We start from the raw sequence: 22,168 nt of genomic DNA, 5'->3' as shown, positions 1-22,168 counted from the left end.
TTATTAAGAATAACTATTATGTCTAAACAACATATAGTATTAATTATGCCTCTCTCAGCTTATGAGTGGGGCACTGAAAACTGCGGTGGGGTAGATAGTGTTTGCCAGATGTTTGGAGAATACTTGGTTAGCCAAGTAAAACCCGAGTTTAAATACACTATTATTGGTTTAGATCCGCAAAGTAAAACACCTTACACAGGTGAAGTTATTAGCTTAGCTAAGCATGTCGATTTTATTTGGTTGCCATGTTCTAGCAAGCATACGGGTTTTAAAATACCTGGAATAGTATGGCAAAATTGGCATATTCGAAAGCTGTTAAAAAAACTGCAACCAGCCTTAGTTCACACACATTTCTGGAGTTCTTTGCTAGGTTGTGGTCACAATGGAAGATCGGTTGTAACAATACACAGCTATAAAAAAATTGGCCGTCATAGCTTTGGTTTTTTGAACAACCTCTTATATGAAAAAATAATTCCTCTTCTGACAAAGTCATTAGGGGATAAAAAAATTGTTGTAGGAAAAATACTTAAAGATGCCTTATTTGAAGATGGTATTGAATCTGAAATAATATATAACCCTATTGATGATAGTTTTTTTAACGCTTCAAAAAAACCACCTAGATCAAGCAATAACTCGCTACAGTTTATTACCTGCTCTTTAATTAATCCTAAAAAAAATATTGAGCAAGCGATTTTTTTAATCGCTAAATTAAAAAATAGTGGTTTTAACTGCCATTTGAATATTGTGGGTGGGGTATCCAACGCACTTTATTCAAAAAATCTTATAAATACCGTTGAAGAACAGGGGCTTTGTAGTGAAATAAGCTTTTTAGGTAAAAAAAATAAGCGAGAACTTGTTGAACTTTATAGTCATGCGGATTGCGGTATTTTTACTTCAAAAGAAGAAACGTTTGGCTTAGTTCCATTGGAGATAATTGCTTCGGGGCTCCCTTTATTGTGCACTGAGGTCGGTATTTTAAGTGAAAAGAAATCTTTTTTTGAGTCACTAGGGGTTTTGTATTTAAACGAAAATACGACTGTTGACCAAATCAATAAGTGTATCAATGAACATGATTCTGAATTTTCAGTAGATGTACTCAAAAGTGAGTTTAATGTATCTGAAATAATTAAAAAATATCATTTTCTTTATTACCAACTGCTTGAAAAAAAGTAACAGGATAAATGATGTTAAAAGCACTCTTAAAATACGCGCCTGTTCAAATTTTTGCTGCAATCAGTGTCTTTGCTTTAATTAGTATTCATACAAAACTACTTACGACCACCGAATATGGCATGCTGTCGTTAATGTTACTTACTGTTGAAATAGTCAGAGCGGTCGCTGCCCAGTGGATTAATTCGAGTATGCTGCGTTTACTACCAAGCAAAAGTAGCGATGAACATTCGCATTTTGCTGCTATCGCGTGTTCAATAATACTGTGTTGCACACTACCCGCATTTGCTTTAGTGGTTCTGGGTTTATATTTAACTGATCTGTTAAGTTTAAATATATTAATAGCCACATTTATACTTTTTTTTACTAAAGCGTTGTATTTGTTTTACCTTGAATTAGCACGTGTTATGGAACGTTTAAATCCGTACAGGCTAGCCGTATTGTTACAGTCAGTACTTGCTATTGTACTAACAGGGGGGGGTCTTTTAATTCGCACTGATATGCTTATTGCGTTACTTTCTTTATCGCTAAGCTATTTTTTTGCTGGCTTGTTGGTTTTTACACCATTAAATTTGGGGTTTAAAAAGCTCAGAGGTGTTGATGCAAAGGCTATTTATACATACGGTCTCCCTTTAATGGTAAGCGGACTTGTAGCTGCAATATCCAGCAGGTTAGATCGTTACTTTATTGCGGATTCGTTAGATCTAGCCCAAACAGGAATTTATGCTGCAATTTCAAATATTTTACTTGGCATTGGTGCGCTTATTTTTATGGTTGTTGCACTGCCAGGTTATCCTGAACTAACAAAAAAGATCAATGATAAAGCCATGCTTTATAAGGCACATGGAGATTATTTAACGCTGTTAATGTTTATTGCAGTGCCTTCTTTAGTAGGATTTTGTGTATTGGCTGAACCAATAACTCAGCTGCTATTAAGTGAAGAGTATTTATCTCAAGGCTTAACTATCATTTACATTCTATGTGCGGGTGTATTTATATTAAATATAAAAGCGCATTATATCGATCATGGTTTACAATTTTCTTTGCATACTAAATACATACCCCGAATTAGCTTGGCGTCCCTTGTAATAAATTTAATTGCGTTGATTATACTTATACCTATTTATGGACTAATAGGGGCCGCCTGGGCATTTGTTATTGCCAATACGGTTTCATGTATAGCTAGTTTGTATTTATCAATTAAAAAAGGGTACAAATTCAATGTGCCAACACAAGTCTATAAAATACTACTTGCCTCATTGTGTATGGCTTTATTACTTAGTCAACTTCGTATCCACAATTATTTATCTATAGACATACCTATTTTATATATTCTTTTAGATATTATTTTTGGGGTACTTATATTCTTAACCGTGATGGGTCTACTCAATTATAAAAAGTGCAAATTATGGGTTACTCAATATGAAAAGTGAAAATATTTATAAAATAATGTTTTGCGTTTTTTTATTGTCTTTCATTTTGGGTGGCTATTTACTTGAAAATTTAGGTATTCAGTATGTTTCTGATGGCGGTAGCTCTTTAGGAAAAATACACATCACGAGCTATATACTATTTTTTTGTATTGGAATGTTAACGCTTGAAAAAGGGCTCAATAAGCCGCTTGCAAACCTCAAAGAGCTAAGAGGTGCTTGGCTAGTAAGTACCTTGAGTATTTCTGTGGTGATATTTTACGGATTATTTAGATTTGGCACCTCAGGAATGGCTTATTTAATTGATACAATTGTCTCTGCGTTATTAGCCGTTTATTTGCTAAGTCAGCTAAATTCAGAACATAAAAAAAAGTTATTGCGACTGTTGGCGTACTTATTATTTATTAACGCAGTGATTGCTATTTTAGAGTTTATTTTGGGTAAAACTTTAGTTGATGTAAGCTTTTCAAGCTTTAGTCATTTTCGTTCAACGGCGCTGTTAACGCATCCATTAAATAATGCATTAATTACGGCTGCTTTAGCGCCACTTTTAATGAACCAAACTCGTTTTCCTACCCTGCTATATTTTACAGTGATTTTTTTAGCTTTGTTTGCTTTTGGTGGCAGGGCAGCGGTTGGGGTTTTTCTTTTCGGCACATTTATACTCGTCGCTCCTAAAATACCTGCATTTTTAACGAAGGGTATTAAAATGACAAAAATACGATTTGCCGCGTTGCAAGCCCTCACTTTTTGTGCGGTCATTTTTACTTCACTAGTTATTATTTTTACACCTATAGGGTCACGTATTCTAAGTAAGTTACACGTTGATGGCAGTGCACAAGCGCGGTTTGATGTGTTTATTATTCTTGAACAATTAAGCCCTTCTGAGTGGGTTTTTGGGGCATCGCAAGAGCTAATTAATAATATCGCGTTTTATATTGAAATAGATGTTATCGAAAATTATTTAATTGGTTGGATTGTGAGCTTTGGATTGATTTGCACATTTTTACTTATTGTTAGCTGCTATAAATTACCAGTGAAGCTAGCGAGAAATAGTAATATCAGGGTTAGTGTTGCACTCATTGTATTTATTATTGTTTCATTAACAAATAACGCATTAACAACCAAAACACCTGCTTTACTCTTATTTTTCAGTGCCTTATACCTTAGTCGTTCTTTAGAGAATAAGGCATGAGAGGTTTTTGTGTTGTTGCTTTAATTAATAAATATAAGGCAACTTTGTCGTCAACGATTTTTCTAAGTATTTTTTTCAAGGTTAACATTAGAATATTTCGCTTCTTATTTACTGAGATACCTCGTAATAGCGACGTTGCAGAATATTCATGTAAATTTATTAAATTAAATATCGCGGCAAAGGATTACTATTAATGTTTACCAGCAAAGTATATAGATTGAGCCCTGTCTTTATCCAAAATGTTTTATTAAGTTCAAGAGCATTTATACGCAAAAAACTGAGAGAAAATAAAGAGTGTGAGCAGCTCACCAAAGAGCTAATTGCCCATGACTATGACTCAGAGGCGCTAAAGCAATATCAAAGTAAAACCCTTAAAAAAGTACTCACAGAAGCGCAACGTAACATCGCTTTTTATCAACGTTTTGGCAATGATATAAATACGTTTCCTTATATTGATAAGGCCGAGGTAAATAGTAATAAAGATAAGTTTTTGTCGCCCAATAAATCAGGTGTGGTTGTTAAAGGGTCAACCAGTGGCACGACTGGCGCTCCATTATCTATTCCACAAAATATGCAATCGGTAATTACAGAGCAAGCTTTTATAAATAGAATGATGCACTGGGCTGGGATTGAGCATAACGATAAACGAGCGTGGTTGCGCGGCGATATGATTGTCCCACAAGAGCAAAAAAAAGGCCCTTTTTGGCGTTACTCATATTTTGAAAATATGATTTTATTATCTTCATTTCATCTGGCACAAAAAAACCTAGATGGCTATTTAAATGCAATGCAAAACTATGGGGTCCAAGCGATTCAAGCGTATCCATCGTCTATTGTTACGCTGGCAAAGTATTTAGAGAGTAGTGACACTTATTATCAAGGTACTTTAAAGTCAATCATTACCTCGTCAGAGTCTCTTAGTAAAGAAGACAAAGCATTAGTCGAGAGAAGATTTAAGTGCACCGTATTTGATTGGTATGGCTTATTTGAAAGAGTCGCTGCTATTGCAAGCTGTGAACATGGCCGTTACCACATAATGACAGACTATTCTTATGTAGAGTTAACTCCGGCAGGGAAAACTGAAAATGGACGAGATAGAGCTGAAATTGTTGGTACTAATTTTAACAATTCTCTCTACCCCTTAATACGCTATAAAACAGGCGATCACGTTTTATTGTCAGATGAAACATCCTGTCCATGCGGGCGTGTATTTCCCATCATTGATTCTATTGAAGGCCGTGTAGGTGATTATTTGGTTGGAGAAGATGGCCAAAACATCCATATTTTGAATCATATACCCAAAGGAGTGCAGGGGTTATTAGCGACGCAATTTGTACAAAAAGCAGATTTTAGCATTGATATTTTAGTTGTTGTTGATGACGAAATATTTAACATAGAACAGCAAAATAAATTAATGTTAAACACGAAAGAAAAACTGGGGCATTCAATCAAGGTTAGTGTAAAAAAAGTGGATGCTATTCCAAGAACAAAAAACGGTAAAATTAAACAAGCAATAAGAGAGTTTTAGCTTGAAAAAACTTAAAAATTTAACAATCGCGACGGATCGTAATGGCCAAGGTGGCGTTGCAACGGTATTAAATGGTTACGCCAATGAGCACTTTTTTGAAATGACCAATTCAGAGATATTGATCAGTCATTCAACAAATGCAAAATTTGGATTGTTGAGTCAATTATTTACCTTTGGTTTATGTATTTTGAATTTAATATATCAACTCCTATTTTGTAACATTGGGCTCGTGCATATACATATGTCTTCACGCGGTAGTTACATGCGCAAATCTAAATTAATTAAATTAATAAAGTACTTTAATATAAAAGTGGTGTTACATCTCCATGGTGCTGAATTTAGAGAGTTTTATGGCAATGAATGCGACGCTACCAAGCAAGCAAAAATTAGGGAAACGTTTAATTCGGTTGATAAAGTAATTGTTTTATCTTCACAGTGGATGCAATGGCTGGAGACAATATTAGATGATCCATCAAAAGGAGTTGTGGTTTATAACGCGGTACCGGCCTTAGAGATTGAAAAACGTATCACTGAAGAATTTAATTTCGTATTTTTAGGTCGTTTAGGTGAGCGTAAAGGCGTCACAGACTTAATTGAAGCATTTAAATACGTTGTACAAAAACACCCGCAATCGAGATTATTGTTAGGAGGCGATGGTGATATAAATAAATACCGTAAGTTAGTTGAAACGTTAGAGCTGACAGAGAGTGTAAAGCTGCTTGGGTGGATCTCAGGAGATGACAAGTTGAATGTACTTAAACAAGCTAATGCCTATGTGTTACCTAGCTACAATGAAGGCTTCCCGATGGGGGTGCTTGAAGCTATGTCGTGTAATATTCCTGTCATTGCATCCACAGCGGGTGGAATACCAGACGCGATTACCCATGGTATAGATGGACTACTTGTTGAGGCTGGTGATACGAATGCATTACAATTAGCAATGCAGAGTTTTATTGAGTCGCCAACACAAACAAAGAAAATGGAATGTGCCGCTAAAGCCAAATTTTTAAAAAACTTTAGCCCACAAGTTATTATTCCACAAATAAAAATGATATACACAGATCTTGGAGCGCTTTAAAAATGTTAGATAGTCAAAATTGCGCTAACTTGATACTTGATAGGGCGAAAAAAAATAATTATGCAGGCCAAGATCCATTTGATGGATTAAACAGTCGCTTTTTCAATTGGTTTCCAAGTTTAAAAAAAGGCATTTTTGGTCTTGCATGGATTCAATTACATAAGCGTTTAGCCATCAATTTACGTCCTTTATTTGGTATACCTAAAAAGCGTAATCCGAAGGGGATTGGCTTATTTATTTTAGGCTTATTAGAAGACTATAAAGCAACGAATGAGCAAGTATATTTAGATGAAGGAATACAGCTAGCCGATTGGTTGTTAACTCAACAAAGCGATCGAGAATTATGGCAGCATAGCTGCTGGGGTTATCATTTTGATTGGAATGCACGCGCATTCTTTGTTCCCAAAGGTAAACCAAACGTTATTACCACCATTTATGTAGCGCAGGCTCTATATGCATTAAGTGAAATAACAGGGGAAGCTAAATATAGCGAGCCGGCACTCGATAGCGCGCATTTTATCGTTAAAACTTTATACACCGAGCTTGAGGGGAGGCAGTTTTTTGGTTACATACCGGGTGAAACTGCATTTGTTCATAATGCTAATCTTTGGGGAGCTGCTTGGGTGGCTAAAGTCGCAGCACTTACAGATAATCAAGAGTATAAAAAGCTAGCACTTAGTGCGGCTAGACAAACAGTATCAGAGCAAGGCACTGATGGGTCTTGGGTTTACGGCGCAAGACACCACCATCAATTTATTGATGGTTTTCATACCGGATACAATTTAGAAGCCTTGACTTTATTAAGTGATGCTTTAGTTACAGACGAATTTAAAACGGCTATCGACCTTGGTTTACAATACTATAAAGTGCATCTTTTTGAAGACGATGGTACGGCTAAATACTACAACAATAATCGCTATCCACTAGACATGCACTGCGTGTCGCAAGCTATTTTTACCCTTTTAAAAGTAGGTAAAACAGCAGAAGATTTCGCAATGGTAGAAAAGATAATTAATCGCTCTATTGAAACTTTGTATTTACCAACACACCAGCGCTTTATTTATCAAAAAAACAAACACTTCACCAATAAAGTAGATTATGTGCGTTGGACTCAGGCATGGGTATATTATTCATTTGCCTTTTTTAATCGCAATAAATCTAACAAGTAGCACGTAACTGTTTAAGCTAAGCACTATTTAAGAATGGATTATATTAATGAAACGCATTGAATTTTTAAAGGCTCCGATGGACATTGCTACAATGCAAGAAACCGTGTCTTTTATCGAAAATAGAATAGAAAAAAAAGAGTTTTTACAACACGTTGTGGTAAATGTTGCAAAAATAGTAAACATGCAAAAAGATCCTGTTTTAGCTGAGTCGGTTAAAGCATGTGATTTAATTAATATTGATGGTATGGGCGTTGTTTTTGGCGCACGTTTTTTAGGGCACGATGTGCCAGAGCGCGTTGCAGGCGTTGACTTATTTCATGAGCTATTAGCGATGAGCGCAAAACGAGACTTCCCTGTTTTTTTACTGGGCGCAACACAAGAGGTTGTAAGTGAAACAGTAAGTAAAGTGAAAGCACAAAATCCTGATTTAACCATAGCAGGTTATAACGACGGGTACTTTTGGGAAGATGAAGAGGCCGTAGTCACTAAAATAAGAGAATCGGGCGCGAAGTTGTTGTTTGTTGCTATCACATCACCTAAAAAAGAAAATTTTATTAATAAATGGCAAGATAAACTAGGTGTTGATTTTGTAATGGGCGTAGGTGGCACGTTTGATGTAGTCGCTGGTAAAGTTAAACGCGCACCGCTATGGATGCAAAAAGCAGGCTTAGAATGGTTATACAGAGTGATGCAAGAACCAGGTCGGATGTGGAAACGTTATTTAGTGACTAACACTAGATTTGCTGTACTTCTGATAAAAAACAAGTTTTTTAATTAGTCGTGACACGTATTAATTATATTGACAATATGAAAGCTGCGGGGATCATATTAGTAGTATTAGGCCACGCAGCTTGGTTAAATGAAAGTATTTATATACTTATCTACTCTTTTCATATGCCTTTATTTTTTTTCATGTCAGGCTATTTGGCTTCTCGGCAACAACCTATAAAAAAAGCATTAATTAAATTAAATCACAGGTTAATAATACCATTTAGTTTTTTCTTTTTTGTTTCATTTTATTTTTGGCTACCATTACACTTTTTTGGTAGCGGGCAGGCGAGTAACATGCCTTGGTTTGATCCATTATTTCGTTTAATAACGGCCCAAGCCGATAGTTTTCATATTAATGGGGTGTTGTGGTTTTTTCCTTGCTTAATAGTTATTTCTGTTTTGCAAATAGTTATTTTTTCTAAGATGAAACCAATAACTGCCTTTATTACTTCAGCTGTTATTTTGTCCTTTTTGTTGGTTAATGTAGAGCTAATAAAGACAAGGTTTTATTGGTGTCTTGATTCTGCAGTAGTAGGATTGTTCTTTTTTCAGATGGGGAGAGTTATAAAAGAATCTGATCTATTAAATTCTAATGTGTTGAGTCAAAAATACTTTATCTGGATTCTTTTACTCATACTTTTACCTATTTTTTATATCACGGCGTTACAGAATGGTCGGGTTGATATGCGTGAATTGAGCTTTGGTGTTATTCCTTTTCTATATCCGCTTATTTCTTGCTTGGGAATTTTTATACTATTTTTAATTTGTAGCCTTTTAAAAACATCGTCTACATCTCGGCTTTTAGCCTTATCTTCCATTGCCATTTTTCCACTGCATTTAATTATTTTTCGATTTTTAAATAAATTTCAGTTAATGATCTTAGACTCAAGTTCCGTTATGTTTAGTGTTTTACCTTATTTTAATTCATTGCTTGCAATTGTTATTTGCATTTTTGTTTTTAATTTTTTGAAAAAAAGAGCTCCTAGCGCTATTGGTTTGTAGGGGATTAAATGCTTAATTCTTTATGCGGTGTAGAACCATTCTGTATATTTACTGTGTCAATGTAGCATGATGCATTCCCATTTATAAATTCGTAAATAAGCTTTAGTTTAAAAGCTGTAATAAAAAATATATTCCAAGTTATTGCCAACCCAATTCCCTCAGATAGTGCTGCATGAGTAAATAGCCTCATTCTGCGTATTATTTACAGTAATATAATTTAATCCTCGGGTAAGCCATGTAATCCTTTTTTATTTGATGCTGTTTTTTGGATCGTAATTTGTTCTCAGAGATAAAATGATCATTGTTTTTTATTTAAATTTAAATTTGAATTAAAAACTTTATAACTAGTTGATTTTAAGTTAAATAAACATTTAATTAACACAAAGTCAGTACTTTTGTTGTATTTCGTGTTTCTTTTGATTTTATTTGTATATATAATCTTCAGCACAGGTTAAGCGGCTTTTTAATTTTTATTAAGCGCAGGATTACAAATTTAGTGCAAGATAATGCACATTTAAATTTTCGAGGGAAGAAATGACTAAATCATTAAGAAAATATAAAAAATTGAGTGCAATGATTGCACTTACTCTAGCAAGTACATCAACACTAGCTGGTGACTTAGGTGTTGCTAATAATTTTTCTGCATTGGTATTTGAAGAATTTAAGTCGCATTTAGGGCGTGCTGATGGTGCAATTGCTGCGGGTGACATAAGCATTAAAGGTGGCTACAGCGTTGGCTACAATCGCCGTTCTAACCCGAGTGAATATTACTTAATTAGTGAGACGGGGATTGAATTTAGAATCGGTCGTCAGTACGTGGGCAGTATGATTGCCGGCGGTGGTACAGATGTACACTGGAGCGTACGTTGGGGGATGGAACGTGGCTCAAGTATTTATGCAAATCAAGATCAAGCCTCACTCCCGTTTAACTTTGACGAACAAGAAACATTTTATAAAGATTTAAGCACTGAACTTGCGCAGCTTGATTCAACCGGCACAGTTCAATGGAAGTGGGGTGGGCTGTATTTACAAGGCGATAATACCTCCGCTACGCAAGTATTTAATATTGATGCACAACAATTTGCGAGAGCACATACATTTAAAGTTCAAGGCATGCCAGCTGGCGCTACTATGGTTTTTAATATAAGTGGTGACCCAACATTATTAGTAAGAGGCAAAAGTTTTGCTCGCCTTAAAAGCCATGTAACTAAAACCGTTTTTAATTTTGTTGACGCGCGCGACCTTAATATAAAAGGAAATCGCTGGGAAGGCGTAGTTTTAGCTCCTCATGCTGATATCAGTGCTCTTTACGGTGCAGCCGTTATGCCTGTTATAGGTAAAAGCTTTCAAGGTTCAATGACGCTGTTAGGCAATGAGTTTACTGGTAACTTACCAGATATGGCAAAAACAATTGAACCATTTGCGATGCAACAAAAATGGCAGTGGAATTCAAGTGAATTTATGCCTGAATACAACCAAGTAATGTCTACCCCAGTTGTTGTTCAACTTAATGATGATAATAATGATGGTTCAATAAACGAGAGTGACGTAGCTGATGTAGTGATTACATCGTTTAAAAGTAGTACTAACAAGCTAGGCTTAGTGCGTGCGCTAAATGGTATTGATGGCTCTGAGTTGTGGACATATGAAAACGGGGGGGTTTTTGGTGATGCACGTAATTCAATTGCAGCCGCTGATTTAGACAATGACGGTATTGTAGAGCTGGTTATTAACGATTATTCATCTGCAGTAGTGCAAGTTATTGATAATAACGGCCTAGTTAAAAAAGAGCTTACTAAATCTGGCAAGCCTTTGGGTGCGGTCACTTTAAGTGATATAAATAATGACGGTATTGTTGAAATTATAACTGGTTCAAATGTGTTTAATTACGATACGGGTTTGCTTTATACAACTAACTGGTCTGCGGCTTCTACAGCATTTGATGCTGATAATAATAATTCCCAAGAAGTGCTAGCCGGTGGCGGTTTGTATGATTCTAATGGAGCGCTGCTATGGCAATATGGCACGCCAGGGAGTACGTGGTTTAGTGCCATTGCTAACTTAGATGATGATTTAGACCCTGAAATAGTTATTAGTAACCCTAGCAGTATTAGTAATGGTGGAGTGCTCGCAGTACTTGAACATAATGGTAATGTTAAATGGCAAGTGACTAATGGATCAAATTCTGGCGGTGGTGCACAAGCGGTATCTAGCTTTTTAGGTAAAGATAACATTGGTATTGTACACGCCGGATATACAGCTGTTGATATGTATGATAAGACGGGTCAACTTGTTTGGTCAGTTTCTAATAACGATGATTGGAGTGGTAAGGTCGGAGTGAGCGCTTTTGATTTTAACAGTGACGGTATTGATGAAGTATTAGTACAAGACCATTTCAAGGTGAGAGTACTTAACGGGCTTGATGGTTCAGTTTTATCATCTGTAGATAGCTCATCTGCGACGCTTTGGGAGTACCCAATTGTTGTTGACTTAGAAAATGATGATAATGCAGAATTAGTTGTTGTATCAAACAATTATGATTCTCGTTATAGCATTAATAATGGTGTAACTGTGTACGGTGCTGCTGATAGTAGTAAACCATGGAAAAATGCAACGCGTATTTGGAATCAACATTCATTCCATCAAACGAATGTGACTCAAGATGGTAAAATACCAACGGTTGAAAAACAAAGTTGGTTAAATAACAATACTTATCGCTCAAGCACAATAAAATAAGCTAAGCGTTGTTGAAAAAAGCCAATTATTTATAATTGGCTTTTTTATTGTTTAGCTAAAACATATGTTTATTTTTATAGAGGTTATTTAATGGAGTGTGTATTTGTCTGATTTAAGATCTGACCCCGCAGTAAGAAGTTTATTAGAGCGTATGCCCGAAACGATACAAGATAGTTTTTCTGATGAACAACTTACTCATTTAAAAGTGGCTATAGGTGCAAGGCAATGGGGAAACCACGCACTTGACTGTCGTGGTGTAATAAAAATTTTAAAGTATAGATATTATTTTGTTGTACTCGCTGGCAGAAATAGGCGAGGACTCAGTGCAAAAGAGCAAAAAATGGCGAAAATTGCACAGGCAGCAATTGTTACTTTTTTTATCTTAATCGCGAGTTTAACCGTGGTCTTGGCGCTGTATCTGATTAAATCGGCTTTAGGGATTGATATATTTGAAGGATATTCGTTTGGGGTGTGGGATTGGTTTAAAGATTTATTTAAATAAATAATAATCCTGTTTTTTGCAATTGTTGGTGTATTTAATAGTACTTATTTGTTAGGACACTTGTCTATTGAGTGTTGAATAAAAGTCACTAATACTATATTATGCATTGAAATTTACTTTGCTGAATTAACTTCAATTAGATCGCTACAAGGATTAGCAAAATGACATCTTCAAGGACATTTAAACCTTCGGGTTCTTCTGATGCCAACTTTTATAGGCTATTTGACATTTTTGCGCTATTTTTGGCTTTTCAATGCGCTGCTTTACTGTACGGTTTTCAGTTATCTCCTTTTTATATTATCTCGGTATTATGTGTTGCCCTGAGCTTTTTATACAGCGCAGAGCTGTTTGCCACGTATCGTTCTTGGCGTGCGGGTAAGTTTAAAACCATGGTAATGTGCGCTTGGGCTTCATTGCTTATTGCTTTTGCCGTGCTGTTTTTTATATCGTTTGTATTTAAATTTACTGATTCGCTTTCCCGGATAGGGTTGGGAATATGGTTTTTATTGAGTTTTACTTTTTTATATACATGGCGTCTTGCGGTGCATTTATACAAACGAAATCGTCGCAAGCTAGGGCTTAATTTACGTAATGTTGCGATTGTCGGTGCAACTGAGTCAGCTGCTTATTTACATGAAGAAATCATTAAAAATGAAGAACTAGGTTTTAAATTTTTAGGCTTTTTTGATGATCGTAAACCTGAGCGCTTATTTAGTAAATTAGCATCGCATGACGTTGAGGGCGCTATACAACAAGCGGTTGATGCAGCACGTGAAGGTAAAATTGATATTTTATACATTGCCTTGCCATTAAAGGCTGAAAGGCGCATTGCTGACATATTATTGCAGTTAGGCGATACAACGGTTGATGTTCATGTTATCCCCGACTTTTTATTATCAAACCTTATTCATGCGCGTATTGAACACGTAGGTGCAGTAGATACGTTAAGTGTGTTTGAGTCACCGTGTATTGGTGCTCACGAGTTTATTAAGCGTACCGAGGATGTGGTTGTATCGGCTATTATATTGACGTTAATTACACCTGTTTTACTGGTAATAGCGGCCGCAATAAAACTAACATCAAAAGGGCCTATTATCTTTAAGCAAGATCGTTACGGGCTTGATGGTAGAAAGATAAAAGTTTGGAAATTTCGCTCCATGACGGTGACAGAAAATAGCGATGTTGTCACCCAAGCGACAAAAAACGATGTACGAATAACTAAGTTAGGTGCTTTTTTACGCAGGACTAGCCTTGATGAATTACCACAGTTTATAAACGTGATTAAAGGCGATATGTCGATTGTAGGCCCCAGGCCCCATGCTGTCGCGCATAACGAAGAGTATCGGAAAAAGGTCGAGTTTTATATGTTTAGGCATAAAACTAAACCTGGGATTACAGGTTGGGCGCAAATTAATGGTTGGCGTGGTGAAACAGATACACTAGATAAAATGGCTAAACGAGTAGAGTTTGATTTACATTACATTAAACATTGGTCGTTATGGTTTGATATTAAAATAATTTTTATGACAATTTTTAAGGGATTTAAAAGTGAAAATGCGTACTAATACAATTACCACTTTACTTGTTGCGTTGGGGTTATCTGCTCCAACATTTGCTGTTGAACTACAACCTGGCAGTGTAATGACGAAAGACGGTGCTGAAATTACACCAACGCTTCAGCTTGGCGTTAGCAGTAACGATAACTTTTTTATGACACCTTCAGCTACGCAAACACGTTTAATATGGAACATTGCGCCTAGCCTTAATGCGTTAATTGAAGACGGCCCTGACAGTTATAAGTTTGATGTTGCCTCAAGCACGTCATTTCATAATAAAGATACAACAGATAACTTTACGCAAGTTAATGTCGGCGCAGGAGTGCACAAAGAGTTTACGAGTCAACATCGTTTAGATGTTACAGGCGACGCTGATTGGTTATATGAGCTGAGAGGGAGTGGTCTAACCGAAGGACGAGCTGATATTAATAATGAATTGATTAAATATCAACAGCAAAACCTAACTGCTCATTATGAATATGGTGCACAAAGCTCTAAAGCTCAGGTTGCCTTAACAGCAGGCTACTATAACAAAAATTATCAAAATTTTACCGCTATATCGCAGTATCGTGATTACGATAAACCCATGTTAGGTATTACCGGTTATTATAATACCCAAGCAGGTACGCGTGCATTTTTAGAAGTAAAGCAAGAAAACTACCGCTACGATGTCATTGATTCTAACGGTATTACTCGCGATTCAGATGACGTAAAAGTGTTATTTGGTATGGAGTGGGAAGCTACAGCCGTCACTACAGGCTCGTTTAAATTGGGTTATCAAAATAAAGATTTTAAGTCGAACTTACGCGATAATTTTAGTGGCTTGAGCTGGGAAGCCGCAGCCGTTTGGAAACCACTAACGTATTCAACGTTACAGGTTGTTACTAGCCGTGCAGCAAGAGATCCATTAGTTGAAGGCGATTACATTCGTGAAAGTGTTTATGGTACTACTTGGCAACATGATTGGAGTGATTACTTAAGCTCTGTAGTAAGCGCTAATTACGTCGACCAAGAATATTCAGGTAACTTTAACCGTAAAGATAAAGTTAAAAATGCCCGTTTGGGTTTAAATTACTTAGCTAATAACTTTGGCATGATAACAGGCTATGTTGATTTTATTGACCGTAATTCAACACAAAGCGACATCGAGTTTGACCGTGTTATTGTAGGTATTAACTTTACCTTTGCATTGAAGGCTAATAAATGAATTTTAAGTTACTGATTTTTAGTGTTTTAATTTTTAGCTTTAGTTGTTACGCGCAAAACTCACAAAGTTATATTATTGGTCCTGGCGATAAAGTAGAAATTAAAGTATTTGGTCAACCCGATTTAGATGTAACGGCTTTGTTAGGTAATAGTGGCGAAATTAACTACCCATTTTTGGGTAAAGTTAAACTGGTTGGCTTAAATCCTTCCCAAGTTGAAAAAGTGATCAGCGACGGTTTACATCCTGATTATTTAGTAAACCCTAATGTATATGCGCAAGTAATAGAGTACCGACCTTTTTATATTCATGGCGAAGTAAAAGAACCTGGTGCCTACCCTTATCAACCTGCGATGACGGTTAACCAAGCAATTGCGTTAGCCGGAGGTTTAACTGAGCGTGCTTCGGTTGATAAAATATACATTTTTAAAGAACAAACTAAAGAGCAGCAACAAAAAGGCAGCTTGAATAGCCAAATTGCAGCGGGCGATACCATAAAAATAGAACAACGCTTGTTTTAAAGCAGTTTAAAGGCAATTACAAAATGAATCATATATCCGATAAGCCTAGCAATAACGATGAAGTTATTGATTTAGGTGTATACCTCAATGTTATTAAACGTTCTAAATGGCGTATTTTAGGTTTTGCGACAGTTGTTACGCTTTTGACTATTATGGTTACTCTAACTTTAATACCTAAGTATACGGCAACCGCTACATTATTGATTGAAGCAGAGCAGACAAAAGCAGTTAGCTTTGATGAAATTTACGGTTTAGACTCCACAAAAAAAGAATATTACTTAACGCAATTTGAAGTTATTAAATCAAATAGTATTGCACGCGAAGTAATAACCAAACTAGATTTAAAGTCACACACAGACTTTATTGCTAAGCCCTCTGTTTTAGGTGAGCTTAAAAGTTCGATTAAAAGTGTCCTACCTTTTTTAAATAAAAAAGAGACAGTACTTCTTTCACCTGAGGAACAAGCTCAAAGAAAGATGCTTGATTTGCTTGCTAGCTTTAAGTCAAGACTCAGTGTGTCGCCAATAAATAAAACTCAGCTAGTTAGAGTTAGTTTTGAGTCGAGCGATCCTAAACTTGCAGCACTTGTCGCCAATACCGTGGGTGAAGTTTATATTGAAAGCCAAATGCGCGCTAAAATGGGCATTACTCAGCAGGCATCGAGCTGGTTAAATACGCGCTTATCAGAGCTGCGTATTCAATTAGATAGCTCTGAAGTGCGCTTACAAGCTTATCGAGAAGAACAAAAACTTGTTGATATTGAAGGTATTGCGGGGCTGGTAACGCAAGAACTTGAACAAATGTCTAAGCAGTTGGTAGAAACACGTGCCACAAAAAATAACTTAGAAAGTATTAATCGCGTTATCAATGAATACGGTAACGATAATATTGAGCTTTTAGGTAGTATGCCTGAAATTACATCACACCGCGTAGTACAAGATGTAAAACGTGAGGTTGTTTTAGTTGAGCGAAAAGTAAGTGAGCTTGCTGAAGTTTATGGTGTAAAACACCCTAAAATGATATCAGCAAAGGCTGAGCTTGCGACGGTTAAAGCTAATTTAAATAAGCAAATTAAAGGCCTTATTACGGGCATTGAAAAAGAGCTTAACAGGACTACCCGCACAGTAAACGCGCTTGAACGCGATTTAGCAAAAATTCGTGCCGAATATCAAGATATTACCCGCAAAGAAACGCAGTACAATCAGCTTAAGCGTGAAGTAGAAACGAATCGTAATATTTTCAATACTTTTTTATCGCGCTCTAAAGAAACGGAAGTAACGAGTGACTTTAGTTCAGCGGCAGCCCGTTTTACTGACCGTGCTTATGCACCTAAAGATCCCAGTAAACCAAATAAAAAACTAATTGTTATATTAGCATTTGTTGCAAGTTTTGGCTTTGCAGTGGTGATGAGTTTTATATTTGATGCACTCAACGATACGATTAAAACAAAAAGTGATGTTGAAAGTAAGTTAGCGCAGCGCATGCTGGGACTGCTTCCGCATGTCAATATCCCTAAAAACAGTTACTTTCCGATCCATGCGTATTTAGAAGAACACTATAGACGCTTCGCTGAATCGGTACGCACATTCCGTACTAGCTTGTTACTTACTCATTTAGACCGTGCGCATAAAGTAATTGCTGTTACTTCAACGTCGCCAGGGGAAGGTAAAACAACAACATCTGCTAATTTAGCAATGTCGCTTGCCCAGATGGGCAAAGTATTATTGATTGATGCTGATTTACGCAAACCAAGCTTAGCAAAACGTTTTGATATTCCTGTTTTTCATCCTGGTTTAAGTAATTTAATGATGGGTACAGAGCAGTTTGCAGAGTGTGTGCACATGGATGAAAAGTCAGGTGTTGCTATTATGCCAAGTGGTCAAATTCCGAGTAATCCGTTGGAATTACTCTCTAACTCACGGTTTGATGATTTATTAACGGTATTAAAAGCGAAGTACGATCATATTATTATCGATACACCGCCTACTCAAGCAGTAAGTGACGCTTTGGTTATTGCACAAAGTGTCGATTCGGTAGTCTATGTTGTTAAATCAGATATAACACGTATTAAGCCTATTACGGCAGGGCTTGAGCGTTTGTTTGAAGTAAAAGCCCACGTTGCTGGCGTTGTTCTTAACAAGGTTGATATGAGCAAAAGTAAAGATGAGCATAGCCACGGTTACTACGATTACTATGACTACTCTCAACAACCAGAGCAACCGCAAAAAGATAGCTAACTTATGATTGATATACACTCTCATATTTTGCCAGGAATTGATGATGGCGCTAAAGATTTAGATGAAGCTTTAGCGTTATTAAAAATAGCGCAAAGCGATGGTATAACGCATATGGTAGCTACCCCGCACATTCATCTAGGGCGCTTTAATAATGCGAGTTCTCATATATATGATGATCTCGCTAATTTAAAAACGCATGCTATAAATGCGGGGATCACGATTAAGTTAGCAGTCGCTGCTGAGGTTCGTTTAGATGTAGAGCTTATGGCATTAATAATGGCGAATAAACTCCCTTTTATTGGCCACATTGAAGGTGTGAACTATTTATTATTAGAGTTACCCCATTCGCATGTACCTCAAGGTTACGATAAGTTTATTTCGTGGTTAGCAAAACAAAATATTAAAGTAATAATTCCTCATCCTGAGCGTAACCGTGATATTCAAGAAAAACCGTTTTATATAGAACATTTAAAACAACTCGGTTGTGAGTTTCAATTAACGGCATCAAGCCTAGAAGGGCACTGGGGCGATAAAGCTAAGCAAATTTGCGAAGATATGCTTAAAGCCGATTTAGTCAGATATGTGGCAACCGATGCACATTCAGTAAAGCGCAGGCCACCAATATTAAGTAATGCAAAGCAAATTGTTAGTGATTTAATTGGCTCTGAAAAAGCAACTAAGTTATTTTTAACTAACCCTTGGCATTTAACTGAGTCTTTATTTAGTGATTAACTTTAAATTTAATCGGACGATGCAAGCCGCTATTTTGGCTATGGTTACTTTATGCATCATTTATCTTAGTGTTCAGAGTATGCGTGCTAATTCTTGGTACTTCAGTGCACGTAATACTGTGCAGCATATGACTGCTGATCCAGCCGATTACTCGCGGCTATCTGATGCAAAACATGCTATTGCCTTGGCAACTCAGTTAGAACCTTCGCACCCACATTATTGGCAGTTAAGTGCGCATATAAATATGTTAACTATTAATGCCTTTAAAGATTCAACTGAAGCTACGCAAGCCAATAATATGCAAATTTATAAAGAGGCTGAACAAGCGCTTTTAAAGTCAGTTGAGTTAAGGCAAAGCTGGGCTGAAACATGGATTGCATTAGCGCAAGTTGTTAGTTATCAAGAAGGGGCCAGTGAACGTGTTTATGAGTATATTCAACAAGCAAAGTCCGTTGGGCCAAATAAATTAAGTGTTCATTTAGGGATCATTCAACTTGCTTTAATAAATTGGCCAAATTTATCGCCTAAGTTTAAAGCGCTATACGTTGCTGAATTAAATTTGGCAGTTAAACACGGATACCATTTTTTTGAAGTGTTTAATTTAGCTAAACAAGTTAATAGACTCCCTACATTGTGCTTGTCACTTCAATTTGGTAATGCGTTTGAAGACGTTAGAGCGGCCCACCTGTATAAAGTACACTGTAAATAAAAGCAAAAAAAATGCCCAGAGACTTATAAGCACTCTGGGCTTTAAAGTGACTCAAATTTGAGTCTAGCGTTAACTAAAAAAACTTTCTAGATTCTTTAGGGAGAAGAAGAAAGTACTTGAAAGTGTAGTAAAGCTGCTCAATAAAGCATAACTAATTTTTCGATATAACTGTATTTAATTAAAAAGTATTACTTTAAATCCAGCTGATTAATTGTGTATTTTGTACCAGATCTCGTGGTAATGAATTTTTAATCTTATTTTTTTGCCATTTACCCAGCCCAATAGGGCAGCCGCATAGTGTTAAAACGACTTCACCAATTGTTTGAGTTGCTTCAGTTAAGCGTATATCTTTACCTTGAAAATAATCATTTGCTTGCTCGTTATTTAACGCGTAAATATTAGTTTTGCATTCATTGCCAAATACAGTTGCAAACTCATGTGTTAGCCTCACCCCATTTTTATGAATAATGCCAATCTGAATGCCTAAACGTGCGTACTTAATCTTATTTTGCACGGCTTCAAACCCTTGTGGAAATAACCACAGTTCTTTGTCGCGCTGCATTAAGTTGCCAGGTAGATTAGTTAACCCAAAATGCTTTTTAAGCGATTGCATAAACGCGGCACTTTGCTTTTTATCAAACTCGTTAAACGGAAACGCGCCTTTTTTAACAGTTTGATTTGGATTATCGCAACTTGCGTGCTTTTTAAATTTAGCAATAAAAAAGCCTTCGCTATCGAAGGTTTGCGGCCAAACATGCAAATAGCCTTCACTTGTGGTGGCTTTACTTGCACCTTCAAATAAATCACTTAGGGACTCAGGCGCTATATAGTCGCCAAATTCACTGAGTAAATAATCACACACTTGTTGGTTTTCGAGCGGAGTAAGTGTACAAGTTGAGTACACTAAGGTGCCACCTGGCTTTAATGCGTAAAATGCGCTTTTGATTAAGTCTTTTTGTACTTGGGCTATTCCGATATTTGATTCGATTGACCAATTTTTAAGTGCGTCGGCGTCTTTACGCACAGTACCTTCACCAGAGCAGGGTGCGTCTAGCAATATGCTATCAAAGCATTCAAACATGTAGTTGCCAAATATAACGCCATCAAAGTGCGAGAGCGCACAGTTACCAACCCCCATACGTTTGAGTGTTGCGCTAAGTACCTTTAAACGAGATGACGAAAGCTCGTTTGCAACAAGCACGCCTTGGTTATTCATAAGCGCAGCTAACTGTGAGGTTTTAGAGCCTGGTGCTGATGCCATATCAAGTACAGTGTTATTTTGAGTGCCTGTGAGTTCAATACTTTGTTTTAAGGCAATAGGCGGCAGCATTGAACTTGCTTCTTGTACGTACATTGCACCACTTAAATGTAAGTCAGTATTACCAAGGGCCAGATTTTGCTCTTCATCGCTTGGGCGTTCTAACCAAAAGCCTTTACTGCACCAAGGGATGGGGGTTAGCAGCCAATTTTTTTCAGTTGCACGTTCTACAAATTCTTCAATGCTAATTTTTAATGTATTAACGCGGATAGATTTTCTGAGTGGCCTGCGACACGCATTTAAAAAGTCATCTAAGTTTAGATGCGCTGGTAAATAGGTTTTTACGTCATCAATAAAGTGCTCAGGAATAAAAGTGTTGGCGTTCACGCGTTGGCTCATACTATAAAAATAAAGCGCGATAATAGCATTTATATAACGCATTTTCAGCGCTAAAAAACGTAACATCAGTTTTATTGCAGTGTCGACACTTTACTGGTTTAGTCTATTTTAAAAGCATTTTTATACGACTTTAGATTAATAGTGTCGACAATAAGTGCGCTTTTTAGTCTTTTTGTTGGGTTCAAGGGTTGACATGGTTTTTTAATAAGCACATAGTAACGGCATTAATTGTCGACAATCTAAAAATAACTTATGACACACACATTTTTAAACGAAGCGCCTATTACTACCGCATCAGATCAGGTATTTGTAGATATGCGCCGTGAGATTGTTGAAGGCAGTATAGTTCAAGGCAGTAAAATATCAGAGCCTGAACTTGCAAAGCGTTATGGTGTAAGCCGTGCAACGCTTAGAGAAGCGTTAAATCGCTTAGAGAGTTGCTACCTTGTTGAGCGTAAAGCTAACGTAGGTTGCCGAGTAGTTGCCCTTACCGCTGAGCGTTTGATTGAAGTTTATCAAGTTCGCAGCTCACTTGAAGGTTTGGCATGTAGGCTGGCTGCCGACAATATGGAACCCGAAGAGATAAAAGGCTTAAAGCAATTACTTAATCAGCACTTGCAAACACAACGTGTTAAAGAGGGCGAGTCTTACTATCAAGAAGCCGGCGATTTAGATTTTCATTACCGTATTATTAAAGGCAGCAAAAACGCGCATTTAATTCATTTACTGTGTAATGAGCTTTATCAACTAATAAGAATGTACCGCGTACAAATGGGCATGGTGGGGCCGCGTGTATCAAAAGCATTTGATGAACATTTAGCTATTATTAACGCTATTGAAAACCACGACGGCGAACTCGCTGAAATGCTAATGAAGCGCCACATCAGTGCATCGCAAGCCAATATTCAAACCAAATTCGACTTATTAGCTAAGCAAAAAGCATAAGCCGAAAAAATAAGTAAAACAGTTAA

At 36.7% G+C, this 22,168-nt stretch carries 18 protein-coding genes; 17 read left to right on the top strand and 1 reads right to left on the bottom strand.

All coding sequences use genetic code 11. From position 1 onward, the window contains the following. The first annotated feature begins 18 nt into the window (after positions 1-18). From ACJJVZ_RS13155 to ACJJVZ_RS13080, 16 genes are all read left to right on the top strand, one after another. Complete coding sequence (locus ACJJVZ_RS13155; RefSeq protein WP_405601094.1) at positions 19-1,173, top strand: VpsD family glycosyltransferase; 1,155 nt, start codon at positions 19-21, stop codon at positions 1,171-1,173. Positions 1,174-1,181: 8 nt separating this feature from the next. Then, the gene (locus ACJJVZ_RS13150; RefSeq protein ID WP_405621656.1) at positions 1,182-2,603 is read left to right on the top strand and encodes a lipopolysaccharide biosynthesis protein; all 1,422 of its coding nucleotides are present in this window, start codon (positions 1,182-1,184) and stop codon (positions 2,601-2,603) included. Next, complete coding sequence (locus tag ACJJVZ_RS13145; RefSeq protein WP_405601089.1) at positions 2,593-3,795, top strand: VpsF family polysaccharide biosynthesis protein; 1,203 nt, start codon at positions 2,593-2,595, stop codon at positions 3,793-3,795. Before ACJJVZ_RS13150 ends, ACJJVZ_RS13145 begins: the two co-directional genes overlap by 11 nt. Before the next feature lie 193 nt (positions 3,796-3,988). Next, on the top strand, positions 3,989-5,323 hold the full coding sequence (locus tag ACJJVZ_RS13140; protein WP_405601087.1) for a phenylacetate--CoA ligase family protein: 1,335 nt from the start codon (positions 3,989-3,991) through the stop codon (positions 5,321-5,323). A gap of 1 nt (position 5,324) precedes the next feature. Next, entirely contained in the window at positions 5,325-6,401 is a 1,077-nt protein-coding gene (locus ACJJVZ_RS13135; protein ID WP_405601086.1) for a glycosyltransferase family 4 protein, read from the top strand. A gap of 2 nt (positions 6,402-6,403) precedes the next feature. Continuing rightward, complete coding sequence (locus ACJJVZ_RS13130) at positions 6,404-7,570, top strand: aspartate-semialdehyde dehydrogenase (protein ID WP_405601085.1); 1,167 nt, start codon at positions 6,404-6,406, stop codon at positions 7,568-7,570. Between the two features lie 46 nt (positions 7,571-7,616). Next, positions 7,617-8,348, top strand: a complete 732-nt coding sequence (locus ACJJVZ_RS13125) for a WecB/TagA/CpsF family glycosyltransferase (protein ID WP_405601083.1) — start codon at positions 7,617-7,619, stop codon at positions 8,346-8,348. Between the two features lie 2 nt (positions 8,349-8,350). Next, the gene (locus tag ACJJVZ_RS13120; protein ID WP_405601081.1) at positions 8,351-9,343 is read left to right on the top strand and encodes an acyltransferase family protein; all 993 of its coding nucleotides are present in this window, start codon (positions 8,351-8,353) and stop codon (positions 9,341-9,343) included. A 534-nt stretch (positions 9,344-9,877) separates the two neighbouring features. Continuing rightward, the gene (locus tag ACJJVZ_RS13115; RefSeq protein WP_405601078.1) at positions 9,878-12,079 is read left to right on the top strand and encodes a choice-of-anchor A family protein; all 2,202 of its coding nucleotides are present in this window, start codon (positions 9,878-9,880) and stop codon (positions 12,077-12,079) included. A gap of 103 nt (positions 12,080-12,182) precedes the next feature. Continuing rightward, positions 12,183-12,581 carry a 3-phosphoshikimate 1-carboxyvinyltransferase gene (locus ACJJVZ_RS13110; protein ID WP_405601075.1) on the top strand — a complete coding sequence of 133 codons (399 nt, stop codon included), beginning with the start codon at positions 12,183-12,185 and terminating at the stop codon, positions 12,579-12,581. Positions 12,582-12,742: 161 nt separating this feature from the next. After that, the gene (locus ACJJVZ_RS13105) at positions 12,743-14,146 is read left to right on the top strand and encodes an undecaprenyl-phosphate glucose phosphotransferase (RefSeq protein ID WP_405601073.1); all 1,404 of its coding nucleotides are present in this window, start codon (positions 12,743-12,745) and stop codon (positions 14,144-14,146) included. Further along, complete coding sequence (locus ACJJVZ_RS13100; protein ID WP_405601070.1) at positions 14,130-15,344, top strand: outer membrane beta-barrel protein; 1,215 nt, start codon at positions 14,130-14,132, stop codon at positions 15,342-15,344. The genes ACJJVZ_RS13105 and ACJJVZ_RS13100 overlap by 17 nt, the downstream gene beginning before the upstream one ends. Further along, on the top strand, positions 15,341-15,862 hold the full coding sequence (locus ACJJVZ_RS13095) for a polysaccharide biosynthesis/export family protein (protein ID WP_405601068.1): 522 nt from the start codon (positions 15,341-15,343) through the stop codon (positions 15,860-15,862). Before ACJJVZ_RS13100 ends, ACJJVZ_RS13095 begins: the two co-directional genes overlap by 4 nt. A 23-nt stretch (positions 15,863-15,885) precedes the next feature. Continuing rightward, on the top strand, positions 15,886-18,099 hold the full coding sequence (locus ACJJVZ_RS13090; protein WP_405601065.1) for a GumC family protein: 2,214 nt from the start codon (positions 15,886-15,888) through the stop codon (positions 18,097-18,099). Positions 18,100-18,102: 3 nt separating this feature from the next. Beyond that, entirely contained in the window at positions 18,103-18,831 is a 729-nt protein-coding gene (locus tag ACJJVZ_RS13085; RefSeq protein ID WP_193155598.1) for a tyrosine-protein phosphatase, read from the top strand. Positions 18,832-18,850: 19 nt separating this feature from the next. Beyond that, positions 18,851-19,540, top strand: a complete 690-nt coding sequence (locus ACJJVZ_RS13080) for a VpsP family polysaccharide biosynthesis protein (protein WP_193155907.1) — start codon at positions 18,851-18,853, stop codon at positions 19,538-19,540. Positions 19,541-19,733: 193 nt separating this feature from the next. Here ACJJVZ_RS13080 and rsmF read toward each other — a convergent pair whose 3' ends face one another. After that, positions 19,734-21,185 carry a 16S rRNA (cytosine(1407)-C(5))-methyltransferase RsmF gene (gene rsmF / locus ACJJVZ_RS13075; RefSeq protein WP_405601062.1) on the bottom strand — a complete coding sequence of 484 codons (1,452 nt, stop codon included), beginning with the start codon at positions 21,183-21,185 and terminating at the stop codon, positions 19,734-19,736. A 264-nt stretch (positions 21,186-21,449) separates the two neighbouring features. Here rsmF and ACJJVZ_RS13070 point away from each other — a divergent pair, with 264 nt between their 5' ends. After that, positions 21,450-22,142, top strand: coding sequence for a GntR family transcriptional regulator (locus tag ACJJVZ_RS13070; RefSeq protein ID WP_193155596.1), 693 nt, complete (start codon positions 21,450-21,452; stop codon positions 22,140-22,142). Positions 22,143-22,168 lie beyond the last annotated feature (26 nt).

It is taken from the genome of Pseudoalteromonas sp. Ld19 (assembly GCF_045064135.1).
Classification (GTDB): domain Bacteria; phylum Pseudomonadota; class Gammaproteobacteria; order Enterobacterales; family Alteromonadaceae; genus Pseudoalteromonas; species Pseudoalteromonas aliena.
Note: the sequence above shows the minus strand (reverse complement) of the source record. Positions and strands in the feature narration are given on the sequence as shown.